Below are 17,679 nucleotides of genomic sequence, written 5' to 3' on the forward strand. Positions count from 1 at the left end.
CCTTTTACTTTGAGGTAACCTTAATATGACGAGGCATCAGGGAGTTGATTTTGCGGTGCACAATGTGATATTGCACTGCACAAATGCCTTAACAACAAGGAGCAGCCCATGGCTACCAACCAGCCCCAAGGTTACGAGATTCCCCCGGAGATGCGCGATTTCGCTGAGAAGAGCGTCGAGCAGGCACGTAAGGCCATCGATGGCTTCATGAGTGCCGCGCAGAAGACCGCCGATACGTTCGAAGGCTCGGCGACCACCGTCCAGGCCAGCGCCAAGGATGCCGCCCGCAAGACCTTCTCCTATACGGAGCAGAACCTCTCGGCCGCTTTCGACCTCGCTCAGAGGATGGTGCGCGCCAAGGACATGCAGGAAGCCATGCAGATCCAGGCCGAGTTCGTCCGCAATCAGTTCGAGGCGATGCAGACCCAGATGAAGGAATTCGGCTCCCTGGCCCAGTCGGCCATGAAACAGCCGGGCTCCAAGAAGTAATCTCCTTCTCCCTGAAATCTTACGAGGACGTCACGATGGCGGAAGTGAAGAAGCCCAGAGCCAAGAGTACAGTCAAGAGCATGCCGAAGGCCGATCTGGTCGAGATGGCCGCCATTTCGGCAGCCGAGACCGTCGAGGCCGTCAGGGAGACGAAGCCCGCTTCGCTTCCTGCGACTGCTGCGACAACCGTCGAGGCAGGAGCCATCTTCTCTTCCGCCAAGAAGCAGGGTGACGCCCTCCGCCAGGCCATGAGCGAGGCCGTGGCGGCCTCGGCCAAGGGTGCCCTGGAAGTGAACGACAAGATCATCGACGCCATGAACACGCAGCGCTTCGCTGCCCTCGATCTCTGGCGCTCGGCGATCAGCCCCTCCCCTCTGCCCGAGACCCTCAAGGCGCAGAGCCAGGCGACACGCCAAGTCTACGAGACAGCTTCCGCCCAGTGGAAGGACATCGCCGAGACCACGGCGCTCTGGTTCACCAAAAGCCTGGAGCCCCTGCAATCGGCACTCCACCGTTCGGGTCGCTAAGCAAGCTACCCAGCGGCAAACTCATGCGTTAAGGCTCGGCCATCCAAGGCCGGGCCATTTTCATGTCGTCTTCACCGATTCCCGCCGTCATCGCCGTCGTCGTTCACGAGGGCCGGGCCCTGCTCGTGCGCCGTGCCAATCCGCCCGATGCCGGATTGTGGGGCTTTCCCGGCGGCAAGATCGAGTTCGGCGAGACGGTCAAGGATGCAGCGATCCGGGAGCTCCGCGAGGAGACCGGCGTTCATGCAGCGGCCCAAGACGTCCTCACTGCTCTTGATGTTCTGGTGCGGGACGCAGGCGGCGACATTCGTCAGCACTACATCCTGATCGCCGTTCAATGCCGTTGGATTGGAGGCGAGCCCATTGCCGGCGACGACGCCCTCGAGGCACGCTGGTTTCCCATCGCGGACCTCAAACCGAACACGCCGGCCATGAGTGCTGATGTGGATGTGATTGCTCGACGCGCTCACGAGCTTCGAACCTGAGCGACCTTTAAGGATCGAGCACAAAACAAAAAGGCCTCGCCTCGACAAAGGCGAGGCCAAGTTTTGTCTCTTACTTTGAGGCCTCGCGGCCGAACTTCACGTTGCAATCTGCGCACAAACGGCTCGTGATCTCAATCCGAGTGCGGACGCTATGGTTGATGATCAGTAAACATTCATAAATCATCAATCATGTTTCGAATGGTTACAGGCCAGCATATTGCAACAATCTCTCGTTATCCCTTATTAGACCTGTGACAGGCAATAAATGCCTATCCGATCTTTTGTTGTTAAGCACGGAATACAGTAATGCGTACCTCTGCTCTTGGACTGCTCGCTGCCACAGCGGCTCTGGCCATTGCGGCCTCGACGGCCCACGCGGCTGACTTGCCGGGCCGCTATTCTCCTGCTCCGGCCTACAATGCACTGCCGGTCTTCACCTGGACCGGCTTCTATGCCGGTCTGAATGCCGGCTATGGCTGGAATGTGGGTGACAGCCGCTATTACGATCCGGCGTTCAGGAACGGCAAACGGAGCGGTGGCTTCATCGGCGGTGCCCAGGCCGGCTACAATTATCAGTTCGGCATGTTCGTGGGCGGCCTTGAGACGGATCTTCAATATGCCGCCGTCGGCAACAAGGGTGCCTCCTACGGGACCACCTACTATCCGGGCGACTCGGACGGCTTCTTCGGCACGATCCGCGCCCGCGTCGGCGTCGCCTTCGACCGCGCCCTCGTCTATGGCACCGGCGGCTTCGCTTACGGCGATATCGGCGGCAACCGCGGCTACGATCCGCTGCTCGGCTATCACAGCGGCGACGAGGTCAATTGGGGCTGGACCCTCGGCGGCGGCGTGGAATACGCCATCACCAACAACTTCACCGCCAAGGTGGAAGGCCTCTACGTCGATCTCGACACGAAGGACAACTACACCCTTGGTGGCCGCGTGAACGTGGACCGCGACGCGGAGTTCGGCGTGTTGCGCGCCGGCGTGAACTACAAGTTCAACTGATCAGGCGCCAAAGCATCGAACATCGAAGTGGGATGCACTTTCGGGCCCGATGCTCCTCCTCATGACTGGCACATCCTTGAGCCTGAGTTCGAAAAGCAAAGAAGCCCGGTGGCAGCACCGGGCTTCTTTGCGTGATGGACGCTCATCGCTGCATCAGGGATCGTTCACACTCTTCGGCACCTTGAATGCAGCCTCTTTCTCGCTTCGCTTCAGGGCCAGCAGACGCCGCGCGGCAACGCCACCCGACTCCGACGAATAGAGCCTCTTGTTGAGCACTTCGATCTGCCAGAGTTGCAGTTCGAGCAGGGCCTGCAAGCCCTTGACCCGCGCCTGGAGAGTGAGAGCATCCTTCAATGGGTCTGGTCCGCCTGTCGCCATAGGACCATCCCTGACAATCTTGCGATGAATCATGTCTGAACGCGCAATGTGAGAGGTTAAGCATTAATCAATTTTGCCGGCCAGGAACATAGTCCCTGAAGCCATCGAGCAGTATTGATCAGGCTAGATATTATTACGTCAGAAATATGGTCCTGACGCGGACCAACCCGGCGTGCAGGAACCGGGAAGACGTCAGGCAGTTGCATTGGCATAGCTTGCTGGAGATTGTCATGCCTGAAACGCGCCATGAGATGGAGGCTCAAAGGATTCTCGCCACATTGAGCGCGGCCATGCCGGATGAACATGCTCTGATGCAGAGCCGCCGCCTACTCGCTGAAGCTTTGGAAAGGGCCGAGCAACGAGGACGCCAGTTGTCCGGGCATCAGAAGGAGTCCAGCGGCTAAGGTTATTTAGACATTTCTAACGGTGGCCGTGCAATATCTGTCGATGACGGCGGCCCGCCCTCCCCTGCGACATTGACGGCGAGGAACGGTCCGTGGTGAGGCACGTTCCTTCCCCGTGTGCGATAGGACACAGCGGAAAACCCTCGGGAGTGGTGTTCTCCGAGCGTTAGGAGAATCGGTCAATGCGCTCCTCTTTGCTTGCAATCATGCTCGGCACCATGGGTGCCCTTGCGAGCGGCTCGGTTGTCCTGGCCCAGTCCGCTGACACGCGCATTGCATCCATGCCATTCGGGGAATGCCTCTCCATCATCAACGAGGCTGCGCAGGAGGTGGACGAGGAACCGGTCAAGCTCGTGAGCACGAGCGATGTGGTCACAGTCCGGATCAGCGCGTCGGACGGCTTCGTCACGGTGTCGTGCGACCGCGGCAACAGCAAGATGACGCTGACCAAGAGCCCGGTTCCCGAAGCTGCCGGCATGACCGCAGCGGCTCGCTAAGCCAAATTTCTGGAGAAAAGCTCCATATGGAAACGGCGAGCCTTGGCTCGCCGTTTGGCTGAATGCTCGCTTGAAGCCAGCAACAACCCTCACTTCTTCCGGTTGTAGACATCGAGGGACACGGCTGCGAGCAGCACGAGGCCTTTGATGACCTGCTGGTAATCGATGCCGATGCCGAGGATCGACATGCCGTTGTTCATGACGCCCATCACGAAGGCGCCGATGACCGCTCCTGTCACCTTGCCGACGCCACCGGTTGCCGAAGCGCCGCCGATGAACACTGCCGCGATGACGTCGAGCTCGAAGCCGAGGCCGGCCTTCGGCGTGGCCGTGTTGAGGCGGGCTGCGAAAATCAGGCCGGCGAGGCCTGCCAGCACGCCCATATTGACGAAAGTGAGGAAGGTCAGGCGTTCGGTCTTGATGCCCGACAGCTTGGCCGCCTTCTCGTTGCCGCCGAGCGCATAGATGCGCCGGCCGATCGTGGTCCGGTTGGTCACGAAGGCATAGAGCGCGATCAGCACCGCCATGATGACGAGCACGTTCGGCAGGCCGCGATAGGTCGCCATCAGGTAGCAGAACGCGACGACGAGAAGGGCCAGCAGAACGTTCTTGAACGCGAACAGGCCGAACGGCGCCGTCTCGACTGCGTGCTTCAACTGGTTGGCGCGGCTGCGGAAGCTGAAATAGATGATGACAGCCACGCTGGCGGCGCCGAGGAACAGCGCGGTGTAGTTGAAGCCCTGGCCTCCGAAAACATCCGGAATAAAGCCGGAGCTTAGGCGCTGGAACACCACCGGGAATGGACCCACCGACATGCCGCCAAGGAGCGCCAGGGTCAGGCCCTTGAAGACGAGCATGCCGGCGAGCGTGACGATGAAGGACGGCACCTTGAAATAGGCGACCCAATAGCCCTGAGCCGCACCGATCATGCCGCCGACGATCAGGCAGGCGATGGTGGTCGTCACGGGATCGAAGCCCCACCGCACCATCATCATGGCAGCCAGACCGCCGACAAAACCGACGATGGAGCCGACCGAGAGGTCGATATGCCCGGCGACGATGACGAGCAGCATCCCCAACGCCATGATGACGATGTAGCTGTTCTGGAGCACCAGGTTTGTGAGATTGAGCGGCCGCAGCAGGGTTCCGTCGGTCACCACCTGGAAAAATAGCATGATGACCAGCAGCGACAGCAGCATGCCGTAGTCGCGGAAATGGGTTTTGACGAACGCCGTCCACGACGCCTTTTGCTGGGGAACCTGAATCTCGTCAGCGGTTCTCGTGTCCATCTCAGCGCCTCCCCGACTTAACGATAGCGTGCATGATCTTTTCCTGGGATGCCTCGGCGATGTCGAGCTCGGCAATCAGGGAGCCTTCGTTCATGACGTAGATCCGGTCGCACATGCCGAGCAGTTCCGGCATCTCCGAGGATATCATGAGAACACCCTTGCCGGCATCGGCCAGCCTGTTGATGATCGTATAGATTTCGTATTTCGCCCCGACATCGATGCCGCGGGTCGGCTCGTCGAGGATCAGGATCTCCGGGTCGGAGAAGAGCCACTTGCTCAGAACCACCTTCTGCTGGTTGCCGCCCGACAGGTTCACCGTCTCCTGGAAGACGCTGGGGCTGCGGATCCGCATCTTGGCGCGATAGTCGTTGGCAACGGCGAGCTCCTGGATCTCGTCGATCACAAACCTCTTGGAGACACCCTCGAGATTGGCAAGGGTCACGTTCTTGCGGATATCCTCGGCCAGCACCAAGCCGTAGGTCTTCCGATCCTCGGTGGCATAGGCAATCCCGTTGGAGACCGCCTTCTCCACCGTGCCGACATCGATCTCCTTGCCATGCAGGGTCACGCGGCCGGAGATGTTCTGGCCGTAGCTGCGGCCGAACAGGCTCATGGCGAACTCGGTCCGTCCGGCCCCCATCAGCCCGGCGATGCCGACGATCTCGCCTCGACGGATGTTCAGGTTGACGTTCTTGACCACCTGCACATGGTTGTGGAGCGGATGATAGGCCGACCAGTTCTCAACCTGGAAGATGGTCTCGCCGATCTTCGGCTCGCGCTTCGGGTAACGGTCTTCCATGGTGCGGCCTACCATGCCGCGGATGATGCGGTCCTCGCTCACTGCTTCAGCCCGGCAGTCGAGCGTTTCGACCGTGCCGCCGTCGCGAAGAACCGTGATGAAATCGGCGACCTTCGAAATCTCGTTCAGCTTGTGCGAGATCAGGATCGAGGAAATGCCCTGCTCCTTGAACCGGAGCAGCAGGTTCAGGAGCGCGTCACTGTCCTTCTCGTTCAGGCTCGCGGTCGGCTCGTCGAGGATGAGCAGCTTCACCTTCTTCGAGAGCGCCTTGGCGATCTCCACGAGCTGCTGCTTGCCGACGCCCAGATTGGTGATCAGCTCATCGGGCGATTCCTTCAGACCGACGAGCCGCAACAGCTCCTTCGTTCGTGCGAAAGCTACAGACCAGTCAATGACGCCGTACTTGGCCTGCTCGTTGCCGAGGAAGATGTTTTCCGCAATCGACAGGAGCGGCACAAGGGCCAGCTCCTGGTGGATGATGATGATGCCGAGCTTCTCGCTGTCGGCGATGCCGGAGAAGCGCCGCTCCTCGCCGTCGTAACGAATCTCGCCGGAATATGAGCCGTGCGGATAGACGCCGCTCAAAACCTTCATCAGCGTGGATTTGCCGGCACCGTTCTCGCCGACCAGGGCGTGGATCTCGCCGGCCTTGACCGTGATGTTGACGTTGTCCAGCGCCTTCACGCCCGGGAACGTCTTGGTGATCCCTCGCATCTCAAGGATCGCATTCATCGCATGACCTCAGGCAACAGCCTTCCAGAAATGAGCAAGGACCCTGCGCAGGTGCGCAGGGTCCAGTCTTCGTCAAGCTGATTACTTGAACTGGTCTTCCTTGTAATAGCCGCTGCCGACCAGAACTTCCTTCCAGTTCGAAGCATCGACGCTGACCGGCTTCAGCAGATAGGACGGAACGGTCTTCACGCCATTCTCGTAAGTCTTCGTGTCGTTGACTTCAGGCTGCTTGCCGGAGAGCACCGCATCGACCATGTTGGCCGCGACCTTGGCGAGCTCGCGGGTGTCCTTGAACACTGTCGAGGTCTGCTCCTTGGCAAGGATCGACTTGACGGACTGGACTTCCGCATCCTGTCCGGTGATGACCGGCATCGGCTGCTGCGGCGTACCGTAGCCCACGCCCTTGAGCGAGGAGATGATGCCGATGCTCAGGCCGTCATAAGGCGAGAGAACCGCATCGACGCGCTTGTCGGTGTAGTAGGCGGAGAGCAGGTTATCCATGCGCGACTGCGCGACCGCGCCGTCCCAGCGCAGGGTCGAGACCTTGTCCATGCCGGTCTGGCCGCTGGCGATCTTCAGCTTGCCGCTCTTGATGTAGGGGTCGAGAACGGACATGGCGCCGTTGTAGAAGAAGTAGGCGTTGTTGTCGTCGGGCGAGCCGCCGAAGAGTTCGATGTTGAACGGGCCCTTGCCTTCCTTGAGGCCGAGCGCCTTCTCGATATAGCCGCCCTGGAGAACGCCGACCTGGAAGTTGTCGAAGGTCGCATAGTAGTCGACGTTCTTGGAATTGCGGATCAGACGGTCATAGGCGATGACCTTGATGCCCTTGTCGGCGGCTTGCTGCAGCGCGTCGGACAGCGTCGTGCCGTCGATGGCCGCGATTACGAGCACCTTGGAGCCCTTGGTGATCATGTTCTCGATCTGCGAGAGCTGGTTCGGAATGTCGTCTTCGGCATATTGCAGGTCGACGTTGTAGCCCTTCTCTTTGAGCACTTTGACCATGTTGTTGCCGTCGTCGATCCAGCGCGCGGACGACTTCGTCGGCATGGCCACGCCGACCGTGCCCTTATCCTGTGCCTGGGCGGCGCCGAGCAGGCCAAAGGCTCCAAGAGCCACGGCTGCCATTGTGGTCGTGAATGTCTTCAAGGTCGTTCTCCCTCTCGTCCATGCCCGGGACGACATTATCTCGCCCGGCGCATATTCAGCATTCTTCGTTCCAGGGTCCCGATGGTCCCGACCCGGCTTGGGCATCCAACGTCACCCGGCAGCCTTTTGACCCTATGATAAGGGCAGAACTCCTTCTTGGGGCAGCCCTACCCGTCTCCGCGGGCCGAGTGTTAGATCCCTCACGCCGGCCCATAAATCATACTATAATACTATTTTGTCCAGCAAGGCTCCCTGAGCGCGCCGGAGCGTCTGGTTTCCCATAGGCGAACGGAAAGCAGGCGTTCTACTCCACGCCCGAGAAGGCGTGGATCTGGACCGTCGCAAGCGAGCTTTCCACATGCTTGATCTGAACCCGCTCCGCTGCCTGCAGGATAAGCTCGGACATGGCCTCGCTTGCTGCGACAGGGTTGCGCTTCTCAATGGCATCGAACACCGCCTGATGCTGCCGCATGACCTCCTTGAAGCGCTCGTCGCTGGAGACGGGCGAGCTGATCGTGAACGAGGTCGCCAAGGCGGCACCGATAACCGATCCGATCGATTGCAGGAAGGGGTTTCCGGAGGCTTCCAGAATGGCTTGATGGAAGGCGAGGTCCGCCTTTGTGAAGCCCTGCCGGCTGCTCTCGCACTGGTACATGGCCTGGAGGGACCGGTACATTTCCTTGAGCTGCTCCGGGGAGCGCCGCACGGCGGCGGTTGCGCAGGCCAAAGGCTCGAGCATCTGCCGGATCTCGAAGAGCCACCCCAGGAAGCGGGCATCGACACCCATCTCAAGATGCCATCCGAGGATGTCGGCATCGAACATATTCCAGTTGTTGCGATCCAGAACCTTCGTGCCGACCTTCGTCTTCGACTCGATCAGGCCCTTCGCGGCAAGCGTCTTCAAGGCCTCCCGGAGAGCGGTTCGCGAGACTCCGAAGATCTCCATAAGCTCCGCATCGCCCGGAAGCGTGCTGCCGACGGGAAAGTGGCCCTGCATGATGTTCTGGCCGATCCCATGGGCAACGAGATCATGGGCTGATCGCGCTCTCGAAGGCCTCTGGATACCGTTCAGCAACACCATTCTCCTTCCTGGCTCTACCTTGTTCGAAGCGATGCCGCCGACAGGCCCCGCTGCAGCACGATGAAGGCGAACAGCAGGGCGCCGATGGCGATCTTGGTCCACCAGGAACTCAAGGTTCCCTCGAACGTGATGTAGGTCTGGATCAATCCTTGGATGAGTACGCCCACGAGCGTGCCGATGATCGTCCCATAGCCGCCCGTGAGAAGGGTGCCGCCGATCACGACCGCCGCAATCGTGTCGAGCTCGACCCCGGTCGCAGCCAGGGAGTAGCCCGCGGAGGTATAGAAAGAAAACACGATTCCGGCCAAGGCTGCGAGAAAACTCGACAGCATGTAGATCCGGATGGTCGTCCTCCCGACCGGCACGCCCATGAGTTCCGCCGAGGTCCGGTTGCCGCCAAGTGCGTACACATTGGCACCGAAGCGGGTGAAATGCGCCACGACTACGCCGACCGCGAACGTCAGCAACATGACCATGGCGATGAAGGTCAGTCGCCCACCGCCCGGCAGACCGAAGGCAATATCCGTGATCTGGCCATAGGCGGGGGCGCTGATCGGAATCGAATCCGTGGTGAGCACGAAGCACAGGCCGCGCGCCAGGAACATGCCCGCTAGCGTGACGATGAAGGCCGGGAGCTGGAACGTGTGGATCAGGAAACCCATGCCAGCCCCGAACAGAGCCGCAATTCCCAGGATCAGGACGAAGGCAAGATAGGGGTTGAGCCCGTACTTCTCGATGGTGACGGCCAGGAACACACCTGTGAAGGCGATGACTGAGCCGACCGAGAGATCGATGCCGCCGGACAGGATCACGAAAGTCATGCCGACGGCCACGATGCCGAGAAACGCATTGTCGGTCAGCAGATTACCAATCACGCGGGTCGAGGCGAAGCTCGGAAATTGCGCGAGACAGATCAGATAGCCGAGGATGAAAACGGCGAGCGTGATGAGGACGGGAAGGTGACGCCTGATCATGCCTTTGCCTTCCACACGGAACGGATGGCCGACAGGACGGGCGACTGGGCGAGAAGCACGGCGAGCACCACGATGGCTTTCACGATGAGGTTGTATTCGGGCGGGTAACCGCTCAGGAGAATGCCTGTGTTCATGGCCTGGATGATCAGGGCACCGACAACCGAGAGGCCGAGACTGAAACGTCCGCCGAATAGGGACGTGCCGCCGATCACCACGGCGAGGATTGCATCGAGTTCGAGCCAGAGGCCGGCATTGTTGGCATCGGCACCGCGGATGTCCGCCGTTACGATCAGCCCCGCGATGGCCGCGCACAGGCCGCACCACATGTAGACCGCGATGGTCACGACCTTGGTGCCGATGCCCGCATAGGCGCTGGAGCGGACGTTGGCGCCGATGGATTCGATGAAGAGACCCAGGGCCGTGTGGCGGACGACGAAATGCGTGATGATCAGCATCACGATGGCAATCACGACCGGCATGGGCAACATCAGGAAGGAGCCGCCGCCGATGGCAGCAAACCCCTCGCTCACGAAGGTGATGATCTGCCCCTCAGTGATCAGCTGCGCGAAACCGCGTCCCGCTACCATCAGGATCAGGGTCGCCACGAAGGGCTGAATCTCGAGCACGGCGACGAGGAACCCGTTCCAGAGGCCACAGACCAGGCCGATTCCGGCAGCGGCGGTCAGCGCAACAGGCAACGGATAGCCCTGCGCCGTCAGTGTCGCGGCCGTGGCGCCCGCAATCGCCATGACGGCACCGACGGAGAGATCGATGCCCCGGGTCGCGATGACGAGGGTCATCCCTAGGGCCAGAATGGCCACCGGCGCTCCGCGGTTCAGCACATCGATGAGGCTGCCGAAGAGGCGCCCGTCCTGCAGGCGCAGGGCGAAGAAGTCGCGGAAGACGAGCCAGTTGACGAGAAAGACGAGGATGAGAGCCGCAATCTGCGGAAGCCCCTTGGGAAGGATGCGCGAGGGACTGGCCTGAATCATACCGCTCATTCAATGGCCTGCAATGGTTGTCATGATGGTATCGGCGCTCACCTCGGAGCCGGAGAGTTCCCGCACGTGGCGCCGGTCGCGCAGGACGACGACCCGATCGCTGTAGGAGGCGATCTCCTCCAGTTCGGATGAGATGACAAGAAGGGCAAGCCCGTCTTCGCACAGGCGCTCGATCAGGCGGATGATCTCGGCATGAGCGCCCACATCGATACCGCGTGTCGGTTCATCGAGAATGAGGAAGCGCGGTTCGGTGGCAAGCCAGCGGGCGAGCAGCGCCTTCTGCTGATTGCCGCCGGAGAGAAGCCCGATGGGCTTTTCCGCATCCGGCGTGCGGATGTCGAGCAGCTTGATGAAGCGTTCGGCGATCTCCTCCTGCTTGCGCCTCGGGATCAGACGCAGCCAGCCGCGCTGCGCCTGAAGGGCCAGGATGATGTTTTCGCGCACGGACAACTCGGCCACGATGCCTTCCGTCTTGCGATCCTCAGGGGTAAATCCGAACCGCAGTCGCGCTGCATCGCGCGGCGTGGCGATGCGCACGGGCTTACCGTCGACGAAGGCCTGTCCGCTGTCGGCACGCTCGATGCCGAAGACCAGTTTGGCCGTTTCCGTCCGGCCGGAGCCGAGGAGGCCTGCAAGGCCCACCACCTCGCCGGGACGCACGGCCAGATCGAACGGCTCCAGAAGGCGGCGCTTGCCGTAATCCTTGAACGCGACCAGCGGCTCTCCCAGGACAGCGCTGCGCTGGTTGCGATGGAGCGCTTCCGCCGCGAGCTCGCGCCCCAGCATCATGGAGACGAGCTCGATCCGCGGCAATTCCGAGATGGGGCGGGAGCCCACGAGACGTCCGTTGCGCAAGACGGTGATCCGATCGCAGACCGCATAAACCTGATCGAGGAAATGCGTGACGAACACGATGCCGATTCCGCGGTTCTTGAGGTCACTCAGGAGCTTGAAAAGGGTTTCGACCTCCTGGGCATCGAGGCTCGCCGTCGGTTCGTCGAGGATGAGCACCTTGGCCGAAAGATCGACCGCACGGGCGATGGCAACGATCTGCTGCACAGCCACCGAATAGGCGCTCAGGGGATTGGCGACATCAATGTCGAGACCATAGCCTGCCAGGAGTTCTTCGGACAGGCGGCGCATCTCGCCGGTGCGCACGAGGCCGAAACGGTGCGGCTGACGACCGATGAACAGATTCTCCGCAACCGACAGGTTCGGCAGCAGGTTGACTTCCTGATAAACGGTTCCGATGCCCAGCGAGAGCGCGTCCGCAGGATCCCGCGCCTCGATCTCCTGCCCATCAAGGCGGATCGTGCCTGCGTCGCGCTTGAAGACACCGGTCAGCACTTTGATCAAAGTCGACTTGCCGGCACCGTTCTCCCCCAGGAGGCCATGGATTTCGCCCGCGTGCAGCGTGAAGTCCACATGGTCGAGCGCCTGCACGCCCGGGAAGCCCTTTGTCAGACTCCTGATCTCAAGAAGCTGAGGCTGGTCACTCAATGGCTGCATTACATCCTCGACGGCTCATGCGCAAGGCGGCAGGCGATTGCCCGCCTGCCGCCTATACAGAAGATCTCAGTAGAGATCCTTGCGCTTGTCGTACTCGGCCTTTGCCGTCTCGGGCGTGAAGACCTTGGATTCCGTCTGGATCCACTTCTTCGGAGCCGTGCCGTCCTTCTTGAAGGCCATGAGCGCGTCGAGCGCCGGGCCTGCCATGTTCGGTGTCAGTTCGACCGTGACATTGGCCTCACCATCGGACATGGCCTTGAAGATATCCGGTACGCCGTCGATGGAGACGATCTTGATGTCCTTGCCAGGCTTCAGGCCCGCTTCCTTGATGGCCTGAATGGCGCCGATCGCCATGTCGTCGTTATGCGCGTAGACGGCGCAGATGTTCTTGCCGCCGCCTTCGGCCTTGATGAAGCTTTCCATGACTTCCTTACCCTTGGTGCGGGTAAAGTCGCCGGACTGCGTACGGACGATCTTCATGCCGGGATTGGCGGCAACGACCTGATCGAAACCCTTCTTGCGGTTGATCGCCGGGCTCGAGCCGACCGTGCCCTGCAGTTCGACCACGTTGCACTTGCCGCCGGTCTCCTTGGCCAACCACTCACCAGCCACCTTGCCCTCGTAGACGGTGTCGGAGGTCACGGCGGTGAGATAGAGAGACTCGTCCTTCGTGTCGATGGAGCGGTCGAGCAGAACGACCGGGATCTTGGCATCCTTGGCTTCCTTCAGGACGGCGTCCCAACCGGTCGATACGACCGGCGCGATGAAGATGGCGTCGACGCCCTGCGCGATGAAGGAGCGGACGGCGCGAATCTGGTTTTCCTGCTTCTGCTGCGCATCGGAGATCTTCAGGTCGACGCCACGCTTCTCGGCCTCGATCTTTGAGACCTTCGTCTCGGCTGCGCGCCAGCCGGATTCCGATCCGACCTGAGAGAATCCGATGGTCATTTTGTTCTGGGCGTAGGCGGCGCCTGAGGACAGCATCAGCGCAGCCATGCCGATTGTCGTCAGAAGATGACGGGCCTTCATGAGCTTTCTCCCTAAATTTGTCGTTGCTGTTCGACTTTAGCAGCCTTAACAGCTGACTATTAGTACTATTATATGAATCGAATTGAGCGCCTATTCAACCAAAGTCGCGTTCCCTTAAGCCTCCTTCGGCGAGGCGATACAGAGTTTCAAAGGCACCGAGAGAATGACCGAGGACAAAAAACGCCAGCTGCGCAGCCAAGCCTGGTTCGGCCGTCAGGACAAGATGGGCTTCTATTATCGCTCTTTCCTGAAGAACAGCGGCTTTCCCCAGGACCAGTTCGAGGGCCGGCCCGTGATCGGCATCTGCAACACTTGGTCCGAGTTGACGCCCTGCAACGCCCATTTCCGCACGATTGCCGAGCATGTGAAATACGGCGTGCTGGATGCCGGCGGCTTCCCGCTCGAATTTCCCGTCTCCTCCCTCGGCGAGGTGACCATGCGCCCGACCGCCATGCTGTTCCGCAATCTGGCGGCCATGGACGTGGAAGAGGCCATCCGCGCCCATCCTCTCGATGGCGTCGTGCTCCTCATGGGATGCGACAAGACCACCCCTGCCCTGCTGATGGGCGCGGCCTCGGCGGACCTGCCGACCATCGGCGTGTCGGGCGGTCCGCAGCTACGCGGCGTCTATCGCGGCAAGTATATCGGCTCCGGCACGAACATCATTTCCATGAGCGAGCAGCTGCGCGCCGGAGAAGTGACGCTGCAGGAATTCCATGAGGCGGAAGGCGGGATGAACCGCTCGGCCGGTCACTGCATGACGATGGGAACCGGTTCGACCATGGCCTCCATGGTCGAGGCGCTCGGCGTGGGCCTGCCGGAGAATGCCGCGATCCCCGCCGCCGATGCACGGCGCAACCATCTCGCCCGCATGGCCGGACGGCGCATCGTCGAAATGGTGAACGAAGACCTCGTGCTGTCGAAGGTCATGACGCGCGAAGCCTTCGAGAACGCCATCCGCACGCTGGCCGCCATCGGCGGATCGACCAACGCGGTCGTGCATCTTCTCGCCATTGCGGGACGCGTCGGCATCGACCTGACCCTCGACGATTTCGACAGGCTCGGCCGCGAGATCCACTGCCTCGTCGATCTCATGCCCTCCGGCCGCTTCCTGATGGAAGATTTCTACTATGCAGGCGGTCTGCCGGTCGTGCTGCGCACGCTGGGCGAGCGCGGCCTGCTGCACAAGGATGCGCTCACCGTCAACGGCAAGCCGATCTGGGAGAACGTGAAGGACGCACCGTGCTGGAACCGCGAGGTGATCACCACCTTCGAGGAGCCCTTCAAGCCGGAAGCCGGCATTGCGATCCTGAAAGGCAATCTCGCCCCCAACGGCGCCGTCATCAAGCCGTCGGCGGCCTCGCCCGAGCTCATGCAGCACACGGGCCGTGCGGTCGTGTTCGAGACCATTGAGGATCTGCATCACAGCATCGACGATGAGGATCTCGACATCGACGAGACCTGCATCATGGTGCTGAAGAACTGCGGCCCGAAGGGCTATCCGGGCATGGCGGAGGTCGGCAACATGCCGCTGCCGCAGAAGCTGCTCAAGAAGGGCATTCGCGACATGATTCGCATCTCGGATGCGCGCATGTCCGGCACTGCCTACGGCACGGTGGTGCTGCACGTGGCGCCCGAGGCTGCCGCCGGCGGCCCGCTCGCCCTGGTGCAGAACGGCGACCTGATCACCCTCGATGTGGCAGCGCGCAGCCTGCATCTTCACGTCGAGGCCGAGGAGATGGAGCGCCGGCGCGCCGCCTGGGTTCCGCCCACACCGCACGCCGATCGCGGCTGGGCCAAGCTCTATATCGACCACGTTCTGCAGGCCGACAAAGGTGTCGATCTGGACTTTCTCGTCGGACGGACAGGATCGCCCGTTCCACGCGACAACCATTGAACACGACACTGTAGATATTGAAGGGAGAAACCATGTCCTTGTCTGGCAAAACTTCCACGCGCCCCTATCGTGGCGTATTTCCGGTGGCACCGACCATTTTCGATGACAACGGCAAACTTGATCTCGAAGGGCAGAAGCGCGCCATCGATTTCATGATCGATGCGGGCTCCGACGGAATCTGCATTCTCGCGAACTTTTCCGAGCAGTTCCTTCTGACCGACGGCGAACGCGAGACCGTGATGACAACGGTGCTCGATCACGTTGCCGGGCGCGTTCCGGTCATCGTCACCACCAGCCATTTCTCTACGGACATCTGTGTCGAGCGCTGCAAAGGGGCGGAAGCCGCAGGTGCGGCCATGGTCATGATCATGCCGCCCTTCTTCGGTGCGACGCTGCGCGTCTCGGAACCCGGGATCTACGAGTTCTTCCGTCAGGTCTCTGATGCCATCAGCATCCCGATCATGATCCAGGACGCGCCAATGGCAGGCACCTCCCTGTCCGCCACATTCCTTGCGCGCATGGCCAAGGAGATCGCCAACGTCTCCTACTTCAAGATCGAGGTTCCCGGCACGGCGTCCAAGCTGCGCGATCTGATCGCTCTCGGCGGGGATGCCATCGAAGGACCGTGGGACGGTGAGGAAGCGATCACCCTCATGGCCGATCTCGATGCCGGCGCCACGGGCGCCATGACGGGCGGAGCGTATCCGGACGGCATTCGCAAGATCATCGATCCTTACATGGCCGGCAACAAAGAAGAGGCCGCCGCGGCTTACGAGCGCTGGCTCCCGCTGATCAACTACGAGAACCGGCAGTGCGGACTTCTGGCCGCCAAGGTGCTCATGAAGGAAGGCGGCGTCATTCAGTCGGAAGCCGTCCGCCGTCCGCTGCAACCCCTGCATCCGGAGACAAGGAAAGGCTTGATCGAAGTCGCCCGCCGCCTCGACCCGATGGTGCTGCGCTGGGGCCGGTAAAATGAAGCCGCGACCTAGCATCGCCTAAAGTATAATTCGCCGCAGATGCATGACATCTGCGGCTTTTTCTTTCTATTTGAGGCAAATATTCTTCTCCGCGAAGAGACGCTATGAGCTGATTTAAAGAACCGATAATAAGGCGTCAGAAAGCTCTAAGTGTTTTCACTTATTGACGAGCACGGCAACTCTTTCAGACTTGAAGAACCTGGTAGAGCGTGTCGTGGGGGCGCGCGCCCCCCGTGGCGATGCGGGCAGGTTCGCAAAGAAAAATGTCTGATAAGAGTTCTACCATTCGCAACAAGCTGACGCGTTCGTTCTCCGGTGTTGCCGGCCGGTTCTATGCTGGGATCGCGGCAGGAATTGTGGGCCTGATTGCGCTCGCGAACTTCGGCTCCGTCACGATCTCGACCGTCCTGACCGAACAGAAGAAAACTGAGCTCAAGCACCTCGTGGAAACGGCCGTCAGCATCGTGGCTGATTTCGAAATCCGCTCAAAGCGTGGAGAAATGTCCGAGGACGAAGCGAAGAAGCGTGCGTCCGATACGCTGCGCGTTCTGCGCTATGGCGGCTCCGAATACTTCTTCATCCAGGATTACCAGACGGTGATGCTGATGCATCCTTTCAGCAAGACCCTGGAAGGGAAGGACAACTCTGCGGTGAAGGATGCCAACGGTGTCGCGTTCCTCAAAGAGATCGGAAATGCCGGGCGGACCGGTGGCGGCTTCGTTGCCTATCTCTTTCCGAAGCCGAACCAGCCGGAGCCTCTTCCAAAGCTCTCCTATGCAACGAGTTTCGACAAATGGGGATGGGTGATCGGCAGCGGCGTCTACATCGATGACCTTGCCGCGACCGCCGCTTCCTACCGCAACCTGTTCCTGACGCTCGTTGCATGTGCCGCAGCGTTCCTTCTCCTGATCGCCTTCGGTCTCGGACGCAGCATCTCCAGGCCGATCCAGAAGCTCGTGGCGAACATGCGCGCGCTCGCCAGCGGCGATCTCGGCGTGACGATCGACGGGACCTCCCGCCGGGACGAGATCGGTGTGATGGCCGGCTCCGTTCAGGTGTTCAAGGATGCGCTGCTCGCCAAGAAGCAGGCGGATGAAGCGGCCGCCCTGGAAGCGGACGCCCGCATGCGCCGGGCCGAGGTGCTCGACCAGCTGACCAAGCGCTTCGAGCTGAACGTGTCGGCCCTGACCCAGGGGCTGTCCGCGGCGGCCACCGAGATGGAGGCCACGGCCCAGACCATGACGTCGATCGCCGGCCAGACCACGCAGCAGTCGGTCACCGTCTCGTCGGCCGCCCAGCAGACCTCCTCGAACGTGCAGACGGTGGCGGCCGCCACCGAGGAGCTGTCGATCTCGATCCGCGAGATCGCCAGCCAGGTGAGCCAGTCCTCGCAGATCGCCGAGCGGGCCGTGCAGGGCGCCCGGCGCACCGATGCGGCGGTGCAGGACCTGGCCGCC

18 protein-coding genes are annotated in these 17,679 nt (G+C 61.1%); 9 read left to right on the top strand and 9 right to left on the bottom strand.

The window, feature by feature from the left end:
• Positions 1 to 108 precede the first annotated feature (108 nt).
• From KHP60_RS17150 to KHP60_RS17165, 4 genes are all read left to right on the top strand, one after another.
• Complete coding sequence (locus tag KHP60_RS17150) at positions 109 to 489, top strand: phasin (protein WP_213565546.1); 381 nt, start codon at positions 109 to 111, stop codon at positions 487 to 489.
• A gap of 35 nt (positions 490 to 524) precedes the next feature.
• Complete coding sequence (locus KHP60_RS17155; RefSeq protein ID WP_213565547.1) at positions 525 to 1,016, top strand: phasin family protein; 492 nt, start codon at positions 525 to 527, stop codon at positions 1,014 to 1,016.
• Between the two features lie 62 nt (positions 1,017 to 1,078).
• Entirely contained in the window at positions 1,079 to 1,501 is a 423-nt protein-coding gene (locus KHP60_RS17160) for an NUDIX hydrolase (RefSeq protein WP_213565548.1), read from the top strand.
• Positions 1,502 to 1,807: 306 nt separating this feature from the next.
• Positions 1,808 to 2,509 (top strand): outer membrane protein, encoded by a 702-nt coding sequence (locus KHP60_RS17165; protein WP_213565549.1) that lies wholly within the window; start codon positions 1,808 to 1,810, stop codon positions 2,507 to 2,509.
• Between the two features lie 153 nt (positions 2,510 to 2,662).
• Here the strand turns inward: KHP60_RS17165 and KHP60_RS17170 are convergent, their stop codons facing one another.
• Positions 2,663 to 2,887 carry a hypothetical protein gene (locus KHP60_RS17170; RefSeq protein ID WP_213565550.1) on the bottom strand — a complete coding sequence of 75 codons (225 nt, stop codon included), beginning with the start codon at positions 2,885 to 2,887 and terminating at the stop codon, positions 2,663 to 2,665.
• Between the two features lie 230 nt (positions 2,888 to 3,117).
• Here KHP60_RS17170 and KHP60_RS17175 point away from each other — a divergent pair, with 230 nt between their 5' ends.
• The gene (locus tag KHP60_RS17175; RefSeq protein ID WP_213565551.1) at positions 3,118 to 3,291 is read left to right on the top strand and encodes a hypothetical protein; all 174 of its coding nucleotides are present in this window, start codon (positions 3,118 to 3,120) and stop codon (positions 3,289 to 3,291) included.
• A gap of 182 nt (positions 3,292 to 3,473) precedes the next feature.
• The gene (locus tag KHP60_RS17180) at positions 3,474 to 3,788 is read left to right on the top strand and encodes a hypothetical protein (protein WP_213565552.1); all 315 of its coding nucleotides are present in this window, start codon (positions 3,474 to 3,476) and stop codon (positions 3,786 to 3,788) included.
• A gap of 89 nt (positions 3,789 to 3,877) precedes the next feature.
• On the opposite strand, the gene mmsB is transcribed toward KHP60_RS17180, so the two are convergent.
• From mmsB to ytfQ, 8 genes are all read right to left on the bottom strand, one after another.
• Entirely contained in the window at positions 3,878 to 4,987 is a 1,110-nt protein-coding gene (mmsB, locus tag KHP60_RS17185) for a multiple monosaccharide ABC transporter permease (RefSeq protein ID WP_409366293.1), read from the bottom strand.
• Positions 4,988 to 5,078: 91 nt separating this feature from the next.
• Entirely contained in the window at positions 5,079 to 6,608 is a 1,530-nt protein-coding gene (gene mmsA / locus KHP60_RS17190) for a multiple monosaccharide ABC transporter ATP-binding protein (protein WP_213565554.1), read from the bottom strand.
• A gap of 81 nt (positions 6,609 to 6,689) precedes the next feature.
• Positions 6,690 to 7,733: a multiple monosaccharide ABC transporter substrate-binding protein gene (chvE, locus tag KHP60_RS17195; RefSeq protein ID WP_409366294.1), complete on the bottom strand. Its 1,044-nt coding sequence runs from the start codon at positions 7,731 to 7,733 to the stop codon at positions 6,690 to 6,692.
• A 325-nt stretch (positions 7,734 to 8,058) separates the two neighbouring features.
• Entirely contained in the window at positions 8,059 to 8,829 is a 771-nt protein-coding gene (locus KHP60_RS17200; protein WP_249688873.1) for a FadR/GntR family transcriptional regulator, read from the bottom strand.
• Between the two features lie 20 nt (positions 8,830 to 8,849).
• Entirely contained in the window at positions 8,850 to 9,809 is a 960-nt protein-coding gene (gene yjfF / locus KHP60_RS17205; protein WP_213565557.1) for a galactofuranose ABC transporter, permease protein YjfF, read from the bottom strand.
• The gene (ytfT, locus tag KHP60_RS17210) at positions 9,806 to 10,810 is read right to left on the bottom strand and encodes a galactofuranose ABC transporter, ATP-binding protein YtfT (protein ID WP_213565558.1); all 1,005 of its coding nucleotides are present in this window, start codon (positions 10,808 to 10,810) and stop codon (positions 9,806 to 9,808) included. Before ytfT ends, yjfF begins: the two co-directional genes overlap by 4 nt.
• On the bottom strand, positions 10,811 to 12,319 hold the full coding sequence (ytfR, locus tag KHP60_RS17215) for a galactofuranose ABC transporter, ATP-binding protein YtfR (protein WP_213565559.1): 1,509 nt from the start codon (positions 12,317 to 12,319) through the stop codon (positions 10,811 to 10,813). It abuts the gene before it with no gap.
• Between the two features lie 66 nt (positions 12,320 to 12,385).
• A complete protein-coding gene (ytfQ, locus tag KHP60_RS17220) occupies positions 12,386 to 13,348 on the bottom strand; it encodes a galactofuranose ABC transporter, galactofuranose-binding protein YtfQ (RefSeq protein WP_173946472.1) in 963 nt (320 codons plus the stop codon).
• Positions 13,349 to 13,511: 163 nt separating this feature from the next.
• Here ytfQ and KHP60_RS17225 point away from each other — a divergent pair, with 163 nt between their 5' ends.
• From KHP60_RS17225 to KHP60_RS17235, 3 genes are all read left to right on the top strand, one after another.
• Positions 13,512 to 15,245: an IlvD/Edd family dehydratase gene (locus tag KHP60_RS17225; protein WP_152714756.1), complete on the top strand. Its 1,734-nt coding sequence runs from the start codon at positions 13,512 to 13,514 to the stop codon at positions 15,243 to 15,245.
• Between the two features lie 32 nt (positions 15,246 to 15,277).
• Positions 15,278 to 16,216, top strand: coding sequence for a dihydrodipicolinate synthase family protein (locus KHP60_RS17230; protein ID WP_213565560.1), 939 nt, complete (start codon positions 15,278 to 15,280; stop codon positions 16,214 to 16,216).
• A gap of 269 nt (positions 16,217 to 16,485) precedes the next feature.
• The coding region (locus tag KHP60_RS17235) for a cache domain-containing protein (protein ID WP_213565561.1) at positions 16,486 to 17,679 on the top strand (1,194 nt) is incomplete at its 3' end.

The organism is Microvirga sp. 3-52 (assembly GCF_018383585.1).
In the GTDB taxonomy this organism is placed as follows: Bacteria; Pseudomonadota; Alphaproteobacteria; order Rhizobiales; family Beijerinckiaceae; genus Microvirga.

What these genes read in the sequence shown, in the direction of transcription:
- KHP60_RS17150 (WP_213565546.1), top strand. Translation starts at nt 109, where the DNA reads ATGGCTACCAACCAGCCCCAAGGTTACGAGATTCCCCCGGAGATGCGC.
- KHP60_RS17155 (WP_213565547.1), top strand. Translation starts at nt 525, where the DNA reads ATGGCGGAAGTGAAGAAGCCCAGAGCCAAGAGTACAGTCAAGAGCATG.
- KHP60_RS17160 (WP_213565548.1), top strand. Translation starts at nt 1,079, where the DNA reads ATGTCGTCTTCACCGATTCCCGCCGTCATCGCCGTCGTCGTTCACGAG.
- KHP60_RS17165 (WP_213565549.1), top strand. Translation starts at nt 1,808, where the DNA reads ATGCGTACCTCTGCTCTTGGACTGCTCGCTGCCACAGCGGCTCTGGCC.
- KHP60_RS17170 (WP_213565550.1), bottom strand. Translation starts at nt 2,887, where the DNA reads ATGGCGACAGGCGGACCAGACCCATTGAAGGATGCTCTCACTCTCCAG.
- KHP60_RS17175 (WP_213565551.1), top strand. Translation starts at nt 3,118, where the DNA reads ATGCCTGAAACGCGCCATGAGATGGAGGCTCAAAGGATTCTCGCCACA.
- KHP60_RS17180 (WP_213565552.1), top strand. Translation starts at nt 3,474, where the DNA reads ATGCGCTCCTCTTTGCTTGCAATCATGCTCGGCACCATGGGTGCCCTT.
- mmsB (WP_409366293.1), bottom strand. Translation starts at nt 4,987, where the DNA reads ATGCTGCTGTCGCTGCTGGTCATCATGCTATTTTTCCAGGTGGTGACC.
- mmsA (WP_213565554.1), bottom strand. Translation starts at nt 6,608, where the DNA reads ATGAATGCGATCCTTGAGATGCGAGGGATCACCAAGACGTTCCCGGGC.
- chvE (WP_409366294.1), bottom strand. Translation starts at nt 7,733, where the DNA reads ATGGCAGCCGTGGCTCTTGGAGCCTTTGGCCTGCTCGGCGCCGCCCAG.
- yjfF (WP_213565557.1), bottom strand. Translation starts at nt 9,809, where the DNA reads ATGATCAGGCGTCACCTTCCCGTCCTCATCACGCTCGCCGTTTTCATC.
- ytfT (WP_213565558.1), bottom strand. Translation starts at nt 10,810, where the DNA reads ATGAGCGGTATGATTCAGGCCAGTCCCTCGCGCATCCTTCCCAAGGGG.
- ytfR (WP_213565559.1), bottom strand. Translation starts at nt 12,319, where the DNA reads ATGCAGCCATTGAGTGACCAGCCTCAGCTTCTTGAGATCAGGAGTCTG.
- ytfQ (WP_173946472.1), bottom strand. Translation starts at nt 13,348, where the DNA reads ATGAAGGCCCGTCATCTTCTGACGACAATCGGCATGGCTGCGCTGATG.
- KHP60_RS17225 (WP_152714756.1), top strand. Translation starts at nt 13,512, where the DNA reads ATGACCGAGGACAAAAAACGCCAGCTGCGCAGCCAAGCCTGGTTCGGC.
- KHP60_RS17230 (WP_213565560.1), top strand. Translation starts at nt 15,278, where the DNA reads ATGTCCTTGTCTGGCAAAACTTCCACGCGCCCCTATCGTGGCGTATTT.